17 protein-coding genes, 1 tRNA gene and 1 other RNA gene are annotated in these 17,236 nt (G+C 65.8%); 9 read left to right on the top strand and 10 right to left on the bottom strand.

The genetic code is table 11. The annotated features are described in order from the left end of the window. Positions 1–378 precede the first annotated feature (378 nt). Positions 379–1,158, bottom strand: coding sequence for a queuosine precursor transporter (locus AB0H61_RS35740; RefSeq protein WP_357312447.1), 780 nt, complete (start codon positions 1,156–1,158; stop codon positions 379–381). An 84-nt stretch (positions 1,159–1,242) separates the two neighbouring features. Between AB0H61_RS35740 and AB0H61_RS35735 the strand changes: the two genes are divergently transcribed. Continuing rightward, positions 1,243–1,758 carry a DUF4190 domain-containing protein gene (locus AB0H61_RS35735; RefSeq protein WP_357312445.1) on the top strand — a complete coding sequence of 172 codons (516 nt, stop codon included), beginning with the start codon at positions 1,243–1,245 and terminating at the stop codon, positions 1,756–1,758. 64 nt (positions 1,759–1,822) lie between these two features. On the opposite strand, the gene AB0H61_RS35730 is transcribed toward AB0H61_RS35735, so the two are convergent. Genes AB0H61_RS35730 through AB0H61_RS35720 form a run of 3 tightly spaced genes read right to left on the bottom strand, consistent with a single transcriptional unit; the run spans position 1,823 to position 4,122 of the window. Beyond that, positions 1,823–2,587, bottom strand: a complete 765-nt coding sequence (locus tag AB0H61_RS35730) for an RDD family protein (protein WP_357312443.1) — start codon at positions 2,585–2,587, stop codon at positions 1,823–1,825. 44 nt (positions 2,588–2,631) lie between these two features. Then, positions 2,632–3,558, bottom strand: a complete 927-nt coding sequence (gene gluQRS, locus AB0H61_RS35725) for a tRNA glutamyl-Q(34) synthetase GluQRS (protein WP_357312441.1) — start codon at positions 3,556–3,558, stop codon at positions 2,632–2,634. Between the two features lie 54 nt (positions 3,559–3,612). Then, on the bottom strand, positions 3,613–4,122 hold the full coding sequence (locus AB0H61_RS35720; RefSeq protein WP_357312438.1) for a DUF309 domain-containing protein: 510 nt from the start codon (positions 4,120–4,122) through the stop codon (positions 3,613–3,615). A gap of 420 nt (positions 4,123–4,542) precedes the next feature. On the opposite strand from AB0H61_RS35720, the gene AB0H61_RS35715 reads away from it, so the two are divergent. Then, on the top strand, positions 4,543–4,752 hold the full coding sequence (locus AB0H61_RS35715; RefSeq protein WP_357312436.1) for a DUF397 domain-containing protein: 210 nt from the start codon (positions 4,543–4,545) through the stop codon (positions 4,750–4,752). A gap of 133 nt (positions 4,753–4,885) precedes the next feature. Here AB0H61_RS35715 and AB0H61_RS35710 read toward each other — a convergent pair whose 3' ends face one another. Next, the gene (locus AB0H61_RS35710; RefSeq protein ID WP_357312435.1) at positions 4,886–6,520 is read right to left on the bottom strand and encodes a cytochrome bc complex cytochrome b subunit; all 1,635 of its coding nucleotides are present in this window, start codon (positions 6,518–6,520) and stop codon (positions 4,886–4,888) included. A gap of 234 nt (positions 6,521–6,754) precedes the next feature. On the opposite strand from AB0H61_RS35710, the gene AB0H61_RS35705 reads away from it, so the two are divergent. After that, positions 6,755–8,473: a WS/DGAT domain-containing protein gene (locus AB0H61_RS35705; RefSeq protein ID WP_357312433.1), complete on the top strand. Its 1,719-nt coding sequence runs from the start codon at positions 6,755–6,757 to the stop codon at positions 8,471–8,473. A gap of 48 nt (positions 8,474–8,521) precedes the next feature. Here AB0H61_RS35705 and AB0H61_RS35700 read toward each other — a convergent pair whose 3' ends face one another. Beyond that, positions 8,522–8,671: a hypothetical protein gene (locus AB0H61_RS35700; protein WP_357312430.1), complete on the bottom strand. Its 150-nt coding sequence runs from the start codon at positions 8,669–8,671 to the stop codon at positions 8,522–8,524. Between AB0H61_RS35700 and AB0H61_RS35695 the strand changes: the two genes are divergently transcribed. Further along, positions 8,670–9,269 (top strand): SGNH/GDSL hydrolase family protein, encoded by a 600-nt coding sequence (locus tag AB0H61_RS35695; protein WP_357312428.1) that lies wholly within the window; start codon positions 8,670–8,672, stop codon positions 9,267–9,269. The two genes, AB0H61_RS35700 and AB0H61_RS35695, sit on opposite strands and share 2 nt — an antisense overlap. A 100-nt stretch (positions 9,270–9,369) precedes the next feature. Here AB0H61_RS35695 and AB0H61_RS35690 read toward each other — a convergent pair whose 3' ends face one another. Next, on the bottom strand, positions 9,370–9,708 hold the full coding sequence (locus AB0H61_RS35690) for a hypothetical protein (protein WP_357312425.1): 339 nt from the start codon (positions 9,706–9,708) through the stop codon (positions 9,370–9,372). A 356-nt stretch (positions 9,709–10,064) separates the two neighbouring features. After that, on the bottom strand, positions 10,065–10,562 hold the full coding sequence (locus AB0H61_RS35685) for a hypothetical protein (protein ID WP_357312423.1): 498 nt from the start codon (positions 10,560–10,562) through the stop codon (positions 10,065–10,067). 360 nt (positions 10,563–10,922) lie between these two features. Here AB0H61_RS35685 and AB0H61_RS35680 point away from each other — a divergent pair, with 360 nt between their 5' ends. Continuing rightward, positions 10,923–11,543: an antibiotic biosynthesis monooxygenase gene (locus tag AB0H61_RS35680; RefSeq protein ID WP_357312421.1), complete on the top strand. Its 621-nt coding sequence runs from the start codon at positions 10,923–10,925 to the stop codon at positions 11,541–11,543. 282 nt (positions 11,544–11,825) lie between these two features. On the opposite strand, the gene AB0H61_RS35675 is transcribed toward AB0H61_RS35680, so the two are convergent. Together AB0H61_RS35675 and ffs are read right to left on the bottom strand one after the other, a co-directional pair. Continuing rightward, entirely contained in the window at positions 11,826–13,115 is a 1,290-nt protein-coding gene (locus AB0H61_RS35675) for an aminotransferase class I/II-fold pyridoxal phosphate-dependent enzyme (protein WP_357312418.1), read from the bottom strand. A gap of 182 nt (positions 13,116–13,297) precedes the next feature. Beyond that, positions 13,298–13,392, bottom strand: an RNA gene (gene ffs / locus AB0H61_RS35670) — signal recognition particle sRNA small type. A gap of 122 nt (positions 13,393–13,514) precedes the next feature. Here ffs and AB0H61_RS35665 point away from each other — a divergent pair. The 4 genes from AB0H61_RS35665 to AB0H61_RS35650 all read left to right on the top strand — a co-directional run bounded on the left by AB0H61_RS35665 (position 13,515) and on the right by AB0H61_RS35650 (position 17,236). After that, on the top strand, positions 13,515–14,465 hold the full coding sequence (locus tag AB0H61_RS35665; protein WP_357312415.1) for a hypothetical protein: 951 nt from the start codon (positions 13,515–13,517) through the stop codon (positions 14,463–14,465). A gap of 185 nt (positions 14,466–14,650) precedes the next feature. Next, positions 14,651–14,738 (top strand) — tRNA-Ser (locus AB0H61_RS35660). A gap of 329 nt (positions 14,739–15,067) precedes the next feature. Next, positions 15,068–15,853, top strand: a complete 786-nt coding sequence (locus AB0H61_RS35655; RefSeq protein ID WP_357312412.1) for a phytanoyl-CoA dioxygenase family protein — start codon at positions 15,068–15,070, stop codon at positions 15,851–15,853. Between the two features lie 120 nt (positions 15,854–15,973). Beyond that, positions 15,974–17,236 (top strand): epoxide hydrolase family protein, encoded by a 1,263-nt coding sequence (locus AB0H61_RS35650; RefSeq protein ID WP_357312409.1) that lies wholly within the window; start codon positions 15,974–15,976, stop codon positions 17,234–17,236.

The following is a 17,236-nucleotide window of genomic DNA, read 5'->3' as shown; positions in this document are numbered from 1 at the left end:
GCCGAGCGGCCGAGACTTGCGACTGCGTCGCGTGCGCTTCGGCCGCTCGGCAGCGAGACGGCCGCGAACGGGTCGCTCGTAAGGCTCGCTCCGTGGTGGTTGTTACGGTGCGGATCTCGCTTTGGTGTGTGCTTCTCGGGTGTGTAGTGGGTCGAAAGGTCGCTCGTAAGACTCGCTCCGTGGTGGTTGCTTCGGGCGCGGATCTCGCTTCGGTGTGTGCTTTTCGGGCGTGTAGTGGGTCGGGCGGTCGCTCGTAATGCTCGCTCCGTGCTGGTTGCTTCGGCGCCGATCTCACTTCGGCCCGCGCTTTTCGGGTGTGTGGCGGGTCGAACTCCGTGGTGGTTGCTACGGTGCGGATCTCACCTCGGCCTGACCTTCTCAGGCGTGCAGCGGATCGACTTCCCTCGGCGCGTAACCGGGCTCGCGCTTCTTCAAGAACGCGATGACCCGGTAGGTGATGGGCATGACCAGGACCTCGCACAGCGTCTTCCAGAGGAAGCCCACGATCACGTAGTTCACGAACTGCTGCCAGGTATCGATGCCGATGGCCGCCGCCGCGATCGCGCAGAAGATCAACGTATCGGCGAATTCGCCGACGATGGTCGAGCCGATCAGCCTGGCCCACAGGTATTTCTCCTTGGTCCGTTCCTTGATCAGCACCAGGGTCGCCGAATTCAGCAGCTGGCCGACGAAATATCCAGCGAGACCGGCGATTACGAGACGCGGCGTGGTGCCGATAACGGTGCGGAACGCCTCTTGATTCTCGTAGAAACTCGCGGCGGGCAACCGGATGGCGATGGCGAAGCAGGCCACCGTCAGCAGCAATGCGGCGAACCCGTAGTAGATGGCCCGCCGGGTGGCCCGGAACCCGTACACCTCGCTGAGCACATCGCCGAGGATGTAGGCCAGCGGGAAGAGGAAGAATGCGCCGTCGGTCGCGATGGGCAGGATCTGTAGCGGCCCCAGCGATACCGACTCGTCGCCCAGGAACTCCACGCCCTTGGTGGCGCAGATATTGGAGATGATCAGCGTCGCGGTGAACAACGCCACGATGGGTGTGTAGTAACCCCGCGCGACCTGGGCGAATGCCGCATGGTCGGCGGGGTGACCAGACCCCTCGTGTTCTTCGGTTTTATGCAAGTTACTCACGGGCTTCATCAAACCAGGTTTCGAATACGCCGCACTCGGTCTCGGCGGGTACTTCGGCGATACCGCGCCGGGCGCGCGCATTAGTCTGTATCCATGACGAATCCCGGCGATTCCGACGAGTGGTGGAAGCAGTACGGCGGCCAAGGCGTATCGCCGGAGTCCGGCGGCCAGAGCTCGGTCCCGCAGTACCCGACCTCCGAACCGTCCGGGTATCCCTCGGCCCCGCAGTACCCGGAGCAGAGTCCGCCGTCGCAGCCGCAGTACCAGCAGCCGCCGTCGCAGCCGTACCCGCAGCAGCCCGCGCAGCAGCCGTACCCGCAGCAGCCGAACTACGGCTATCCGCCCGGGTATCAGCCATACGGTGTGCCGCCCGCACAGGGCACCAACGGCATGGCGATCGGCGCGCTGGTCGCCTCGCTGCTCGGGTTCTGCACCTGCCTCGGTTCTATCGTCGGCATCATCCTCGGTGTCATCGCCCTCAACCAGCTCAAGCAACGGCCGCAGGACGGCCGTGGCATGGCGCTGGCCGGTATCTGGGTCGGCGCGCTCGGGATCGTCGGGTGGATCCTCTACATCGTGCTCCTTCTGGCCACCAGCTCGACGACATAGTCCGCTGAGACACGAACAGGGGCGTTCCCATCGCGGGAGCGCCCCTGTGCTGTCGCTGTATGAGCTACTGGACCTTGACGACCTGGGTCCCGCCGGCGAACTTGTCGTGCCAGCCCTGCTTGTTCGGATCCTGCGAGGTGGTGATGATCATGTAGATCACCAGACCCAGCGAGGCGATGGAACCGATGTAGCACGGGATGATCTGGACCACCGCGTACAGGTTGCGCTTCAGCGAGGTCATCGGGTCGATCTTCGCCGCGCCGCCGGGCGCGACGACCCGCAGCCCGAGCATCTTCTTGCCGAGCGTGGTGCCCTGGGTGACCTCCATGCCGACGAAGTACGCGACATAGATGACGGCCGACAGCATGTTGAGGATCGCGTTCACGACCAGGCCCGCACCGCTGGCCACGAAAAAGAGGATGACCCCCACCGGGATGCCGACGATCAGGGAGTCGATGACGCGGGCGGCGATGCGGATCCCGATATCACCCGGCTGGCCGTAGCCGGCCGGAGCGCCGTAGCCCTGCTGTCCGTACGGCTGCTGACCGTAACCCTGCTGGCCGTAGGGGTCCTGTCCGTATTGCGGCTGCTGCTGACCGTATGGGTCCTGCCCGTACTGCGGCTGCTGGCCGTAGGCGTCCTTGTTCAGGCTCGGCTGCTGCTGGCCGTAGGGGTCCTGCCCGTACTGCGGCGGCTGCTGCCCGTACTGCGGGGGCTGCTGGCCGTACTGCGGCTGGCCCGGATATGGCTGCCCGCCTTGGGGGTACGGCTCGCCGTACGGCTGCCCGCCCTGCGGATTCTGGTTGGGGTCGTACCCACCGCTTGTCATAGGTTCGTCCTCGTCGTGATCGGTAGATCGGTCGACTGCGTACGTTACGGACATCCGCTCGGTTGCAACAACCCATTCTCATCGAAGATCCACGGCGCCCGCGGCAACTCGGCCGGATCGAATTGTTTCAAGAGCTGCGCTGGTGTGCGGGCGCTATAACCGAGTGAGCGCGCCATCGCCGCAACCACATCCTCTGGCGTGTTGCCCAGCTCGATCCGATCGGCGAGGGTGACCGAGCCGTCACGCTTGGCCAGTCGCTGCCCGGCCGTATTGAGGACGAGTGGGACGTGCGCGTAGCGCGGTGCCGGGAGCCCGAGCAGTGTCGCGAGGTAGGCCTGCCGCGGCGTCGAGGGGAGCAGGTCGTCGCCGCGCACCACCTGGTCGACGCCCTCGGCGGCATCGTCGACCACCACCGCCAGGTTGTAGGCGGGCAGGCCGTCACCACGGCGCAGCACCACATCGTCGACCGGTCCCCGGTAGGGCCCGTGCAATTCGTCGATGATCTCGAAATCGGTGCGGTCGGCGCGTAACCGCAGTGCGGGGGGCCGGTCCGAGGCCAGGTGCCGGGCCCGGTCGGCGGCGGTCAGCGTCCGGCAGGTGCCGGGGTAGGCGCCCATCGGCCCGTGTGGCGCGGTCGCGGCCTGCTGTATTTCTCTACGGGTGCAGAAGCATTCATAGGTGAGCCCCGCGGCGGTGAGCTGTTCGATCGCGGCCAGGTACCGGTCGAGTCGATCGCTCTGCCGGACCACCGGACCGTCCCAGTCCAAGCCGATCGCGGCCAGGTCGGCGAGCTGACGCTGTTCGGCGCCCGGTCGGACCCGGTCCAGATCGTCCACCCGCATCAGGAAGCGCCGGTCCGTCGACCGGGCGAACAGCCAGGCCAACAGGGCGGTACGGAGGTTGCCGAGGTGCAGATCGCCGGAGGGGCTCGGGGCGTACCGGCCCCAGCCCGGTGCTCGGCTGTCAGACATCGGTCGCGCTGGGATCGGGACGGGCGGGCACGGTTGCCATAGTAGGACCCCGGATCAGGCGCGCAGCCGGGGCCGCAGGTCCTCGGGGGCTATCGGTGTACCCGCGTCCAAAGCGTCCAGCAGGGTGTGCGCATGGGCGATTAGTCCCATTCGGTCGATTCCGTAGGGAGTGTGCGCGTTCGGCTGGTCCTCCGGGGCTCCGCTATCGCCTGGCTCGTAGCTGCCGAGCCGGGTCACCGCCCGGGTGAGGAGAGTGCGCGCACCCTTGGGATTGCCCCGCTGGATGTGCGTCAGACCGACCGCGTATTGGGCCAGGCCCTGCCACAGCATCCTTTCGGCGAACGGCCCGTTCTTCCATGCGGCCTCCAATACTTCGTGTGCGTTGAAGGCCAGACCGTCGTCCAGCAGTTGCTGGGCGAAGGTAAGGGTTTGCTGGGGAGGCAGATTCAGATCGTCCGGAATTCGTGGAACACCGATACTACCGAGCGGTAGTGGGCGCCCGAGCCGATCGCGAGGACGAGGATTACGGGCGCGACCTGCCTCGTCGCGGGGACGTTCGACCATGTATCCATGATCCACGGTGTGCGGCCGGGCCGCCGCCGAAGTGGCTCACCGATGGCTCAATTGACGGATCACGGACCAATCACGCCGTACCAAAAGTTAGCCACTGATGACCTATCCGAATGAAAGTCATCGGCTGGCAATGTTTCCGCAACATCATATCTTCGCAAGATTGGCAAATTAGATGTTTGAATGAGCAAGAGATCGGCAAATTATCGGTGGACCTGCTAGTGTTTACCGCGCGGGGCCAACCCCCGGGGGTGTATTCACCTCGAACTACCGTGCGATAACGACGCGCCGTGCATGCTGCGCGCTACTACCAGGCGTACTACGGGGATTCGGCGTTCCTTCGCCGAGTGCCGGTGCTCGTTAAAACAATGTCCGAAGAATTCTCGTTCTCGACGCAGCGAAGGAGTTAGTGCCGTGGAGGTTGATTTGACGGGTGCTGTGTGGCGTAAGAGCACATACAGCGGCCCTGACGGGAACTGCGTGGAAGTCGCATTTCTCGGCGACGGCAATGTAGCGGTCCGCGACACCAAGGACAATGGATATGGCCCGGTGTTGGCGTTTACTCCGGGCGAATGGGATGCATTCCTAACTGGAGTATCGGCGGGGGAGTTCGGGCGCGCCTGAGCTCCAGGACGCCGGAACGGTCAGCATGGGCCCCGGGTCGGCACAGGCTCGGGGCCTTCGCGTACATGGATTGCCTTGCGAGGCAACGGCATTCGACGTAACCAGCGCTCAACTGCGCTACGGGCCGATTGCGCTACGAGCCGATGTGGCCGTTACCTGCCGCCCGCTCCTGATAACCGCGTAGCACCGCGAGCTGCTTGCGCTCCTCCTCGTGCTCGACCGCGAGATTGCGGTCCGACTCCGGCTGCGGATCGGGGCGGAAGAAACTACCGGTACCCGGCTTGCCCGCCGCGCCGAGCTTGCTCATTTTCTTCGGCACCGGCGCGCCCTGGTAGACCAGCGGAATCGGATGACCATGGTCGTCGACAGGTCCGAGCGGTTGGTGGATTTCGATGTACTCGCCGTGCGGCAGCCGCTTGATCACACCGGTCTCGACGCCGTGCTCGAGCACCGCCCGATCACTGCGTTGCAGGCCGAGGCAGATCCGGTAGGCCACGAAGTAGGCGATCGGCGGGGCCAGTAGAACGCCGATGCGCCCGATCCAGGTGGTCGCGTTCAGTGAGATGTCGAACTTGAAGGCGATGATGTCGTTGACGCAGGAGAGGGTGAGCACCAGGTAGAAGGCGATCACCATGGCGCCGATCGCGGTCCGCACCGGCACGTCGCGCGGCCGTTGCAGCAGGTTGTGCGCGACCTCGTCCTTGGTCAGCCGCCGTTCGATCCACGGGTAGGAGATCAGCAGCGTGAACACCAGGCCCATGATCACCGCGCCCCAGAAGGACGCGGGCACCGTGTGGCCGCCGATATAGATCTCCCACGGCGGGATCAGCCGCATCATGCCGTCGGTCCACATCATGTAGAAGTCCGGTTGGGAACCGGCCGACACCTGGGACGGGTTGTACGGGCCCATATTCCAGATCGGATTGATCTGTAGCAGGCCGCCCATGATCGCCAGGATGCCGAGGGTGAACGCGAAGAACGCACCCTGATCGAGGGAGAAGACCGGCACGATGCGGGTGCCGACCACATTCCGCTCGGTGCGACCGGGGCCGGGGAACTGGGTGTGCTTCTGGTACCAGACCAGCGCGATATGCGCCGCGATCAATGCCAGCATGATTCCGGGGATCAGCAGCACATGTGCGACGAACAACCGCGGAATGATGATGTTGCCGGGGTAGTCGCCGCCGAACATCAGCCAGTGCAGCCAGGTTCCGATCACCGGCATACCGAGCGTGATCGAGGAGAATGCGGCGCGCAGGCCGGTGCCGGAGAGCAGATCGTCGGGCAGCGAGTAGCCGAAGTAGCCCTCGAACATGGCCAGGATCAACAGGATCGAGCCGATCACCCAGTTCGCCTCGCGCGGCTTGCGGAACGCGCCGGTGAAGAAGATACGGAACAGGTGCACGATGATGGAGGCCGCGAAAAGCAGTGCCGCCCAGTGGTGTACCTGCCGGACGAACAGTCCGCCGCGGACTTCGAAGGAGATATTGAGCGCGGTCTCGTAGGCGCGCGACATGGTGACGCCGCGCAGCGGCTGGTAGGACCCGTCGTAGACGACCTCGGTCATCGAGGGGTCGAAATACAGGGTCAGGTAGATCCCGGACAACAGCAGGACGATGAAGCTGTAGAGCGCGATCTCGCCGAGCAGGAACGACCAGTGGGTCGGGAACACCTTGTTGATCGACCGCTTGACGAACGCGGCTGCCCGATATCGCTGATCCGCGCCGTCCGCCTGCGCGCTTACCGTACGACCGAGTTGAGTAGTCATGACCGACACCCCGCCCCTGGGTGAGTGGTAATACGTTCTACTACAGAAGGTAGCAGGACGGTGGTGTGGAATCGATGGATTTGCGTAATCCCGTGTGGAACAAGATCATTCACGGGCGCGTTGGTGCGCCGCGGCAGAGTCCAACCGGTCCCGATATCGTCGGGAGGTGAGTGAACGCAGCCTGTCCCCGACGGCGCGGTCCGGGATCCGGCCGCCCTCGATGTCGATGTCGTCATGAGCCCCATGGCCCCGCAGGACGCGACCATGTATTGGCTGTCGCGCCGTACGCCCAACGATCTGTTCCTCCTGTACAGCTTCGCCGATACGGGCCTGCCCACCGCCGAACTGCGCGCATTCGTTGCGGACCGGGGTGCGGGGATACCGGATCTGCGGGTCCGCCTGCGAGAAGTGCGCGGTGACCTCGACTATCCGTCCTGGGTGCTCGGCGGATTCGGCGCGGATCAGTTCGTCGAACACCGGCTACCCCGGGCGGACTGGGCGCACCTGCTGGATGCGGTGGGGGAGTTGCTCGGCACCGGAGTCGACGCGACCGCGAGTCCGTGGCGGCTGCACGTATTCCGTGGGGTCGAAGGCGCGCCGATGCGCGCGACCGAAGCCGAGCTCGCGATCGTGGTGGTGCTCCAGATGTCACATGCGCTGGCGGACGGTCGGCGCTCGTCGGAGATCGCGAGGGCGCTGTTCGGGGCGGGCGAGGACACGATAGGGCATGGCTCGGCGTTTGGTTCGGGTTCGACGGCCGCTTCGGATCCAGTGGCCGGGCCCGGTTCGGCGGTGGATGCGCTCGGCGCGGGTGCGGCGGGTTCGGGCGTGATGGCCGAGGCCGGTCGGCGCGGGTCGGACGTGCTGAACCGGATCCGAGCGGCGGCCGCGGACCGGATCGGCACGGCGGCAGTGCGATCGGTCCGTCGGTTCGCGTGTCGCGTCGAAGCTGCGACGGGTGCCGTTGTTAACTCGCGCGACCGGTTCGGCGATTACCCAATGGTTGCCCCGGATCGTCCCCTTCGTTCCGGGGCAACCGCCGAACAGATGCGTCCGGACGGGCTCCAGCGCGTGCCCCCGCGTGCCCGACCCGGACCGCTGTTCGGGATCATCGGGAAACTGGATTTCGCACCGGTACTCGGTGTGCTGCGGATGCCCGTCCGGGTGACGCAGACCGCGGTGCGCGGCGTCCACGCCTATCGTGCGCAGCGCGAACTGGCCGAGCTCACGGCTACGGGCCGATTGCCCGCCGCCGGACCGGGATTCACCCCAGGTGCGGTGAATCGTTGTGGCGCGGGAGATATCTCGCGCCATCAGGTGCGCATGATCGTCCGTGACGCGGACAGTGTGCGGGTGCCCGGCCGAACCGTGACGGTGATGGTGCTGACCGCGATCTCGGTCGCGTTGGCCGAATATCTCGCCGCTCGTGGGGAGCCGGTGGACAGGCTGGGCGCCCAAGTCCCGATGGCCTTACCCGCAGCATCCGGTCGCACCCGCAACAACTACCGCAGCCTCGGCGTGGACCTGCACTTGGCGGAACCGGATCTGCGACGGCGCGCCGACCGCATCGCCGCCGACCTGTCCGATCGCCGCATCCGAGCCGCACACCCGCTGCTCGCCGCCCAGGACCGCGTCACCGCCGTCACCCCCGCACCTCTGTTGCGCCGCGATATCGCCCGTTACCCACTCGACACCGTGCCGGACACCATCGCGGGCCACACCGTCGTTTCCAGCGTCCACCGCGGGCCCGCCGACCTGACCTTCGCGGGGGCTCCCGTGCGATTCACCGCGGGATTCCCCGCGATCGGCTCGGTCATGCACCTCACCCACGGTGTGCACGGGCTCGGCGACACCGTCACCATCTCCGTACACGCCGACCCGGTCGCGGTACCCGACCTCGACGCCTACGTCGACCGATTGCGCGCCGCACTGGACCTGGTCTCCCGCACCTAGCAATCCGGGGATGCGTCGATGCCCCGCTCCTGGCGGCCGCGGCGAGCGCTACGGCAACCGTCGGTATCCGGGATGAACGCCCGGCGTGAGGCCCTGCCGATCCGCGATCCGGGTCAGCAGGGCCGCGAGCTGCTCGTATTCCTCGTCGGACAGATCGCCGCAGAGTTCGGCTTCGTGCGCGAGCGCGAGTTCGGCCATGCATGGGGTGGCCCTCGGGGAAAGCATTGCCGCGGACCGCCTTTACTGGTTCGAGATCCTGCGCCACCTGCTCGAACTGCGCAGGCCCGCCGACGCGATCACCCTGACCAACCTGGCCGTTTCGGGATCCACCACAACCCACGCGCTGAAAGGACTACCGGTCCTGGGCATGCACCGCCCCGACTGGGTGCTGTGTCAGTTCGGCGGCAACGACGCGCAGCGGCTCGGTATCGGCGGGCCCCGCGTCGTCAGCGCCGAGGAGACCACACGCAATTTCACCCTGCTCCGCGAACGGGCCGCCGCACTCGGCCCGGCCCGCTGGATCTGGCTCGCCCCGCCCGATATGGACGAAAACCTGATCGCGAACTATCCGTTCTTCCGCATGTCCCAGACCAGTTGGAGCGCAAAGGACCTGGCGGAAATGGCACGCGAACTCGCGGATCGACCGGAGCCGGTCGTCGATGCCCTCTCGGTCACCCACCCGGCCCCGGAAATCCCCCTGCACCTCGACGATGGCGGTCCACCTCACGGTCGACGGACAGAAGGCCATCGCCCACGCGCTGGTCACCGCCCTCGCCGAACTCGCCTGATGTCGTGACAAAAGCCGGGTTGGTGACCGCGCCGGTCGTCGACCCGGCTTTTCATGGATCTCGCCCTCCGGCCCGATCCGCTATCCCGCGGCGTGCGGATCGGTTCGGTCAGCTACTGCCGAACCAGCCACGGGGGAACCAGTTGTTCGAGCCCCACCCGTAATCCCGATCGTAATCGCACCTTTCGTAGCGATCGCTGCGCCACCGGTAGTCGTCGCGCCAGTAGTAGTCGCGGTCGCGGTCGCATCGGCCGTAGTCGCGGTCGCGGTCGCACCAGTAGTCGTTGCGGCCGCAGCGAGGGGAGTCGGTCAATACGACATCGGGTGCGGACGCCGCGATGGCAGGAACCGTCACCGCCGTCATCGGAACGGCCATCGTCGCACCGACGAGTGCGACCTTCACGAGCAGCCGGCACGTGCCTGTGCCGTGGGTCTTCTTGGTAGTCATCATTCCTTCTTCCGGCGAGTCCGTCGCACGGATCCGACTCGCCGATTGCCGAGTTCATTGCATTCCCCGACGTCTTGATCGTAGGCGCGCACGGTCGGTTGCCACCAGTATGCGGAGAGCCGAATTCCATGGAAACTGCCCTCACTCATCCGACCCGACGGCCACATCGGAGCCCGCATCGACCCCCGGCGATGCCGCCCTCCACCAGTGTCCTCACCACAACCACCCGCCTGTGGCAACCCGGCCCGCTCCACGGAACGCTGCCCAGCCGCCAGGGCGAATTCTGGTGCGCCGCACGAGGAGTTGTCAGAGCGGCGAGATCCTCCGCCCGGCAACGTAATCGGTATTTCGCGCACTCAATCCGCTCGCGTATCGACCGAGCGTTCCGCGCCGACGGGCCAGACAATGTCGACCGGTACGCCGCGAGTCCGCGCCAGTTCGACCACCGTGCCGGTGCCGCCTTTCTCGCCCGCCTCGCCGTCCCATATAGCGACCAGCCGATCCACCGACCCGACCACCACGTCGTTGGCGGTCTCGTACGCTTCTCGGCCCGCGTCGTCGAAATCCATGACCCGTACCTCGGCCGCGCGCCGCACGAGATCATCGAACAGCTCGGCGTGATCCGGCGGCACCTTCGCCGCACGGTAGTTCCGTGACGGCAAAACCACCTCGAGCTGGCCGCCCACCTCGAGCACGGCCCGCGCGAACACCGAATCCGCGCCGCGCGCAATACAGCTCACCCCGATCAGCGAGTCCGGCTCGTGCCCGGCCAGCAGCGCGCGCACCGCCTCATACACCAGGGGCGCCGTCGCCTCGGTGATATTCATATGTCCGGTGACGCCGATACGCACCATGTAGACCTGCTCCTATGCTGTCGCGGCGACCGCATCCGCTCTGGCCGATCGACCACCGCCCCCACTTCACCACCAACTGCCCGGTGCGGTGGTACACCCCTCGCCAACGCGACGCGGTCACCCCGTCCCGTGCACCGGACCGGCTACTCGTTGTCCCGGCCAGGGCCGGATTGAGCCCGACTGGGCAACACCGTATCGGTGACAGAATCATGCTGGATCACCTGCGGCGTAGCTTCCCGAAGTGCCGCGAGCGGTGGGGTCGCCATACGACGAGCTATTGCCATGGCAACTGTGACGGAGCACTGTGAAAGAACCGGTGGTGCCACCGGGGCGCCGCCCCGAGCAGAAAGGGGGTGGACCGTGTTCGCACGTTCTACCACTATTCATGCGCGATTGTCCGCTATCGATGCGGGGATTACGCATATGCGCGAAGAAGTGCTGCCCGCACTGGAAGGCATACCCGGTTGCATCGGGTTGTCGCTGTTGGTCGACCGGCAGTCCGGCCGGTGCATTGCCACGAGTGCGTGGGAATCCGAGGACGCGATGCGCGCCAGCGCGGACCGGGTTCACTCGATTCGGGATCGCGCCGCGGAGATGTTCGGCGGCAGCCCGCAGGTGGAGGAATGGGATATCGCCGTTCTGCATCGCGACCACCATTCGCGGGAAGGCGCCTGTGTGCGTGCGGTCTGGGTCAAGACCGATCCGAATCGACTCGATTCGGCGATCGAGGTCTACAAGTCCCGGTCCCTGCCCGCAATGGAAAGCCTCGATGGTTTCTGCAGCGCCAGCCTGATGGTCGACCGCACATCCGGGTATGGAGTCTCCTCCAGCACATACGACAGCGCCGAGGCGCTGAACCGCAATCGCGAGCAATCGGCCGCGATGCGGGAGGAGATCACCCGGCAGGCCGGCCTCCAAGTGCTCGACGTCTGTGAGTTCGAATTGGCGCTCGCACACCTGCGGGTACCCGAATTGGTGTGACCGGACGGGGGCATCGGTCAGCACGGGAAAGTGATCGGCGGCGACAACGGCGTTGCCGCGACCTCGGCGAATCGCCGTGGTCTCAGGGTGTGCTGCGCCCCGGCCCCCTGCTGATCGGGCCGCGCGGCGGCTACATGATGCCCGGTTCGCCAGCACCGGTTCCTCGCGCCTACGCGCCACCGGGACACCCGAGGGTGCGCACGCCGCGGGCTGACGGTGGGGCCGGACCCGGGGTAAAACAGCAGGCCAGGGCGATGAATACTGCCCCGACCTGCTGATTCGCTACTTGCCCAGTGTCTTCTCGGTGGCCGCGAGCAGCACGCAGGTGGCCAGGCCGTCCATGGCCTTTTCCAGCTCGGGCAGCTTCGGGAAGCTCGGTGCGATACGAATGTTCTTGTCATCCGGATCTTTTCGGTATGGGAAGGCCGAACCCGCCGCGGTGAGCGCGATTCCGGCGTCCTTGGCCAGTGCGATCACCCGGGCCGCGGTGCCCTCCAGCACGTCGAGGCTGATGAAGTAGCCGCCCTTCGGCTCGGTCCAGGACGCCACCTTGGACGCGCCCAGCCGGTCTTCCAGAATCTTCAGCACCAGCGCGAACTTGGGTTCCAGGATCTCCCGGTGCTTCTGCATATGCGCGCGGACCCCGTCGGCGTCCTCGAAGAATCGCAGGTGACGCAGCTGATTGATCTTGTCCGGCCCGATGCTGCTCTTCGCCGCGTGCCCGAGATACCAGTCGAGGTCGGCCGTCGACGCCCCGATGAAACTGACGCCCGCACCCGCGAAGGTGATCTTCGAGGTCGACGCGAAGACGATGGGACGGTTGGGATTTCCGGCGGCCGCGGCCAGGCCGAGAACATCGATCACCGGTGCGGCCGTATCGGTGAGCGGATGCACCGCGTACGCGTTATCCCAGAACAGCCGGAAGTCGGGCGCTGCGGCGGGCATCGAAACGAGCTCCCGCACAACATCTTCGGAGTAGACCGTGCCGGTCGGGTTGGAGTAGTTCGGCACCGCCCACAGGCCCTTGATCTGCGGGTCGGCCGCGAGCAGCTCGGCAATGGCATGGGTGTCCGGACCGTCGTGGCGCATCGGAATCGGGATCATCTCGAAGCCGAGCGCTTCGGTGATGGCGAAGTGCCGGTCGTAGCCCGGGCTGGGGCACAGCCACTTGATCGTGGGCTCGGCGACCCAGCGTCGCTCGGAATCGTTGGTGCCGTACAGCATCGCGTAGGTGATGACATCGTGCATCAGCTGCAGGCTGGCATTGTTGCCCGCGAGCAGGTTCGATACCGGAATGCCGAGCAGCTCACCGAAGATCGCGCGCAATTCCGGGAGACCGTGCTGTCCACCGTAGTTGCGGCAGTCGGTACCCGCGCCGTCCTTGTAATCGCCCGCACCGGGCAGCGAGAGCAGGTCCGCGGACAGGTCGAGTTGTTCCGGCGAAGGTTTTCCCCTGGTCAGATCCAGCGTGAGCTTCTCGGTCTTGAGCGTCGCGTAATTCGCGGTCTGGGTCTCGTGTTCGGACACGAGCTCCTCGTGGCTCATCAAACCGATCTGCATTTGCCGGGGCATCCTGGGCAGCCTTTCGAAGCAGCTAAGGGGCGTATGGTGACGGTCTGGCCGAAGGCGGATGACCGTCGGCGGACCGTTGTTCACGTTACCCGGGTGTTGCTCCGAAGTGGGGCGCATTATCTGAGGCCGGAATTGGGTCCGCCCGGACGGACTTCACGGGACGGTGTACGGCCGAGCGATTGATTAGGGGACCCCGCGCACCCGGCAGAGCCCGTTGACCCTTGCTGCCTTCCGGCCCTGGGGGAGTTCACAGGATGCGCGCCGCGCGGGATCCGTTCGCCAGTGTAGCGGGTCGTAGATCATCCACGCGGATCGGGGGGCGCGCCCGCGGCGTCCGCACTGGCTACGATCGGTCCAATATCGGAGGGGTTGCCCTAATGCACGAGGGGAAATCGGCGCGTGACTGACCACAATCAGCCCTATGGCGGCTCGGAGCCGCAAGACAAGGACACGCCGCTGGCAGAACAGGGCCAGGCGGGCCCAACGGTGCGCTGGTGGGAGCAGCCCGGCGCGGAGGCCGATCCGTCGCGCAACGATCCGACCATGATCGGGACGCCCGCGCAGTTCGGCGGATTCCAGGACGCGTACACCCCGCCACCGCAGCCGTTCGCCGCCCCGCCAACCCAGCAGCAGCCCTTCGCGGCCGCGCCCCAGCCGCCACAGCCGCCGACGTACGGACCCCAGGCCGGTTACCCGCCCTACGGGCAGTTCCCGCCGCCGACCCGGTCGCGCAGCAAGGCGCCGTGGATCATCGCGGGCGCCGTCGTCCTGGTCATCATCGTGGCCGTCGTCGTCGGCATCGTCGCGATCGTCAATACCGTCGGTGGCGGCGACAACAAGGCCAAGGGCGACTACAGCATGGACAACGTCACCAACGCGTGCAGCCTGGTCGACATCACCATCCTGAATCGGTGGGCGCCGACCCCGGACAGCAGTGAGCACACCGAGAACCGCCCCAGCTCCAATATCGGCGGCGGCTCGCTGAACTGCCGTGCCAAGAACAAGGGCACCGGCAGCAACGACGCCACCCTCACCATGGACGCGGATTTCGCCTACAAATACAGCGGCAATTCCTCGTACCAGATCTGGAAGGACATCGACACCGGAACCACCGGCACCGGCCGCACCTCCGGACCCATCTCCGGCCTCGGCGAGGAGGCCTACTTCGCCGCCCGCGAAGACTCCTCGACCTCCTTCCACTCCCTCGACTACACGATCAGCGTCAAGGACAGCAATGTCTCGGTCCAGATCGAAATCCAGATCTACTCGAAGACCGCCATCGACAAATCCGCCGTCGCCGCCGCCTGTGAGGCGCAGGCCAGAAAGGTCCTGAGCGGGCTGCGGAAGTAGACGCTGCGAAGGGGGGAGGACGCAGATGACCGAACCGGGCGCGCCGGTGGACCGGACAGCCGTCGACACCGCCTGCCGGGAACAGGTCCGCGCGGTCCTCTCCGGACTCCGCAAATAGCCTCCCAGTACCCACCCTGACAGGGGCGTTTGGCGGATCACCGGGGGCAGCCGGTATGCTGCTCGACGGAGGATTCGCCTAGTGGCCTATGGCGCTCGCCTGGAACGCGGGTTGGGTTAACGCCCTCAGGGGTTCAAATCCCCTATCCTCCGCCACGGCAAACGCCTCTGACTGGATCCAACTGGCTGGTCAGAGGCGTTTTTCGTCGTAGCCCATCTTTGCTGTCAAATGCGTTGTTGACCATATCCGCTCGGGGCGGTTTTCGGCGTCCGTGGCGCCGCTCGCTGCGGGCAGCGCGCCGATCAGCGGTAATCAATCCCGGCGTGGTGTGTTGGCCCCCGCACCACTCGCCGACGTCGACGGTTATCGCCGCGCCCGAGCCGACTCCCCGGGCCACACGGTGTCCGATGTGCATGATTCGGGGTTATCCCGATCCGGCGAAATTAGGAACGAGCGCGTCCTAACCGGTTCTTACCATGAGCTCATGACCGAAATGATGAATAACGTTACACCCCAGAGACTTTCGTCCGATCTAGTAGAACGCTACCGCAGCCAGGGCTTTGTGCACATCCCGCGGGCGCTCAGTTCCGACGAGGTGCGGGAGTACCTCGCTGATGCGCGGGAACTGCTCGATCTACACGAGAAGGCATCCTGGGACGAGGAAGGCAACGGCAATGTGATGGATTGGGTTGCCTTCCCGGAGGTCAAGAGTGCGGTAATGCGCACGCTCGCGCTGCATCCCGGCATCACCCGCATCGCGGAAGAGCTGGCCGGACAACCACTGCGGTTGTTCAAGAGCGAGCTGCTGCGTAAGCGAACCATCGGAGCGACGCGGACACCGCTGCATATCGACAATCCGGCGTTCCCGATCGCCGGGGCGGATGTGACGCTGACCGCATGGGTTGCGCTGGTCGATGTGCCGGCGGAGCGCGGCTGCATGACCTTCATCCCTGGCTCACACGTCTGGCCCGAGGGCAGTGGCGCGTCGTCCGCCGAACCGTTCGACGCTCGCCCGGAGCTGCGATGGTGGCCGCAGGTCACCATACCGCTGCGTGCGGGCGACTGCACCTTCCATCATTCCCGGACGGTGCATATGGCCGGAACCAACGAAACCAACACCGCTCGAATAAGTTTGGCGACGGTGTATATGGACGCCGCGGCGACCTACCACCCCACACCGGAGGAGACCTATCAGGACGAGGTGGTCGGTATCGAGCCGGGACGACCACTCGATACTCCGTGCTACCCACGCGTCGGCGTGACCGGCTGACAGTTCCGCCCACCAGACGCCGTCCTTGTGCACTCGAGCCGGGGCGGCGTTCGGCTCGATAGCAGCAGTCGTGCACTCTTAGGAACAATCTTGTCCTAAGGCTTCCATACCGTTGGATTCATGACAAACACGCCGCAGAGCATCCGTCCCTTCCGCATCGAGATCCCGCAGGCGCAGCTCGATGACCTGCACGCGCGGTTGGTCAACACCCGCTGGCCGGATGAGCTGCCGGGTGTCGGCTGGAGCCGGGGCGTGCCCGTCGATTACCTGAAAGACCTTGCCGCGCACTGGCGCACCCGCTTCGATTGGCGGGCGCAGGAAGCGCTGCTCAACGAGCTTCCGCACTTCGTCACCGACGTCGACGGGCAGAATATCCACTTCCTCCACGTGCGCTCGCCGGAAGCGGACGCCACACCACTGCTGCTGCTGCATGGCTGGCCCGGCGGGTTCACCGATTTCCTCGACCTGATCGGTCCGTTGTCGGATCCCCGTTCGCACTATGGCGATCCGGCCGACGCCTTTCACCTCGTGATCGCATCCCTGCCCGGTTTCGGGTTCTCCACGCCATTGGCCGGGCCCGGCATGAACGCCGCCAAGATGGCAGCGGCGCTCACACAAGTAATGGCCCGGCTCGGGTACGACCGCTACGGTGTGCACGGCTACGACACCGGTTCGTGGGTCGCCCCGCAGGTGGGCAAGCAGGATCCGGACCGAGTGGTCGGGGTTCACGTCAACGGCATGATCACCTTCCCGATCGGCATAGAGGGGGAGATGGATGGGCTCAGCGAGGTCGAACAGCAGCGCTGGCAGCGGATGCAGAATTTCAATGACGCCTACTTGCAATGCAATTCGAAGCGACCACAGACAGTCGCCTTCGGGCTGCACGATTCGCCGGTCGGCCAACTCGCCTGGATCGTGGAGAAGTTCAAGGAGCTGACCATGCCCGAGGACAGGCTGCCGGAGGACAGCATCGACCGTGATCGCATGCTGCTCGATGTGTCGCTGTACTGGTTTACCGGAACGGCGGGCTCAGCGGCACAGATCTACTACGAGGAGATCTCCGCGAACGACTGGAGCGCCGCCGAGTGGTCCGGCGACGAGGCCGCCGGACCGGACGGCGACTGGGTTGCCGAGCAATCAGGTGCCGAGCATCCGGACGGCGACTGGGGCGACGGCGGCGCGGACTGGACGAACGCAACACGCGCAACGGTACCGACCGGCGTCCTGGTCTCGGCCCACGATGTGACCATTCGCCGGTGGGCCGAACGTGACCATCACATCATGCAGTGGACCGAGCTGGGCCATGGCGGACACTTCCTGGCCATGGAAGAACCGCAGGCGGTGGCGGACGACCTGCGCACGTTCTTCCGGAAGCTGGGCTGA

This window comes from Nocardia sp. NPDC050710 (assembly GCF_040654375.1).
GTDB lineage: Bacteria > Actinomycetota > Actinomycetes > Mycobacteriales > Mycobacteriaceae > Nocardia.
This window is presented reverse-complemented; position numbering and strand designations above follow the sequence as displayed.

What these genes read in the sequence shown, in the direction of transcription:
- AB0H61_RS35735 (WP_357312445.1), top strand. Translation starts at nt 1,243, where the DNA reads ATGACGAATCCCGGCGATTCCGACGAGTGGTGGAAGCAGTACGGCGGC.
- AB0H61_RS35655 (WP_357312412.1), top strand. Translation starts at nt 15,068, where the DNA reads ATGACCGAAATGATGAATAACGTTACACCCCAGAGACTTTCGTCCGAT.
- AB0H61_RS35720 (WP_357312438.1), bottom strand. Translation starts at nt 4,122, where the DNA reads ATGGTCGAACGTCCCCGCGACGAGGCAGGTCGCGCCCGTAATCCTCGT.
- AB0H61_RS35675 (WP_357312418.1), bottom strand. Translation starts at nt 13,115, where the DNA reads ATGCCCCGGCAAATGCAGATCGGTTTGATGAGCCACGAGGAGCTCGTG.
- AB0H61_RS35690 (WP_357312425.1), bottom strand. Translation starts at nt 9,708, where the DNA reads ATGACTACCAAGAAGACCCACGGCACAGGCACGTGCCGGCTGCTCGTG.
- AB0H61_RS35730 (WP_357312443.1), bottom strand. Translation starts at nt 2,587, where the DNA reads ATGACAAGCGGTGGGTACGACCCCAACCAGAATCCGCAGGGCGGGCAG.
- AB0H61_RS35695 (WP_357312428.1), top strand. Translation starts at nt 8,670, where the DNA reads ATGCATGGGGTGGCCCTCGGGGAAAGCATTGCCGCGGACCGCCTTTAC.
- AB0H61_RS35650 (WP_357312409.1), top strand. Translation starts at nt 15,974, where the DNA reads ATGACAAACACGCCGCAGAGCATCCGTCCCTTCCGCATCGAGATCCCG.
- AB0H61_RS35740 (WP_357312447.1), bottom strand. Translation starts at nt 1,158, where the DNA reads ATGAAGCCCGTGAGTAACTTGCATAAAACCGAAGAACACGAGGGGTCT.
- AB0H61_RS35710 (WP_357312435.1), bottom strand. Translation starts at nt 6,520, where the DNA reads ATGACTACTCAACTCGGTCGTACGGTAAGCGCGCAGGCGGACGGCGCG.
- AB0H61_RS35705 (WP_357312433.1), top strand. Translation starts at nt 6,755, where the DNA reads ATGAGCCCCATGGCCCCGCAGGACGCGACCATGTATTGGCTGTCGCGC.
- gluQRS (WP_357312441.1), bottom strand. Translation starts at nt 3,558, where the DNA reads ATGTCTGACAGCCGAGCACCGGGCTGGGGCCGGTACGCCCCGAGCCCC.
- AB0H61_RS35685 (WP_357312423.1), bottom strand. Translation starts at nt 10,562, where the DNA reads ATGGTGCGTATCGGCGTCACCGGACATATGAATATCACCGAGGCGACG.
- AB0H61_RS35700 (WP_357312430.1), bottom strand. Translation starts at nt 8,671, where the DNA reads ATGGCCGAACTCGCGCTCGCGCACGAAGCCGAACTCTGCGGCGATCTG.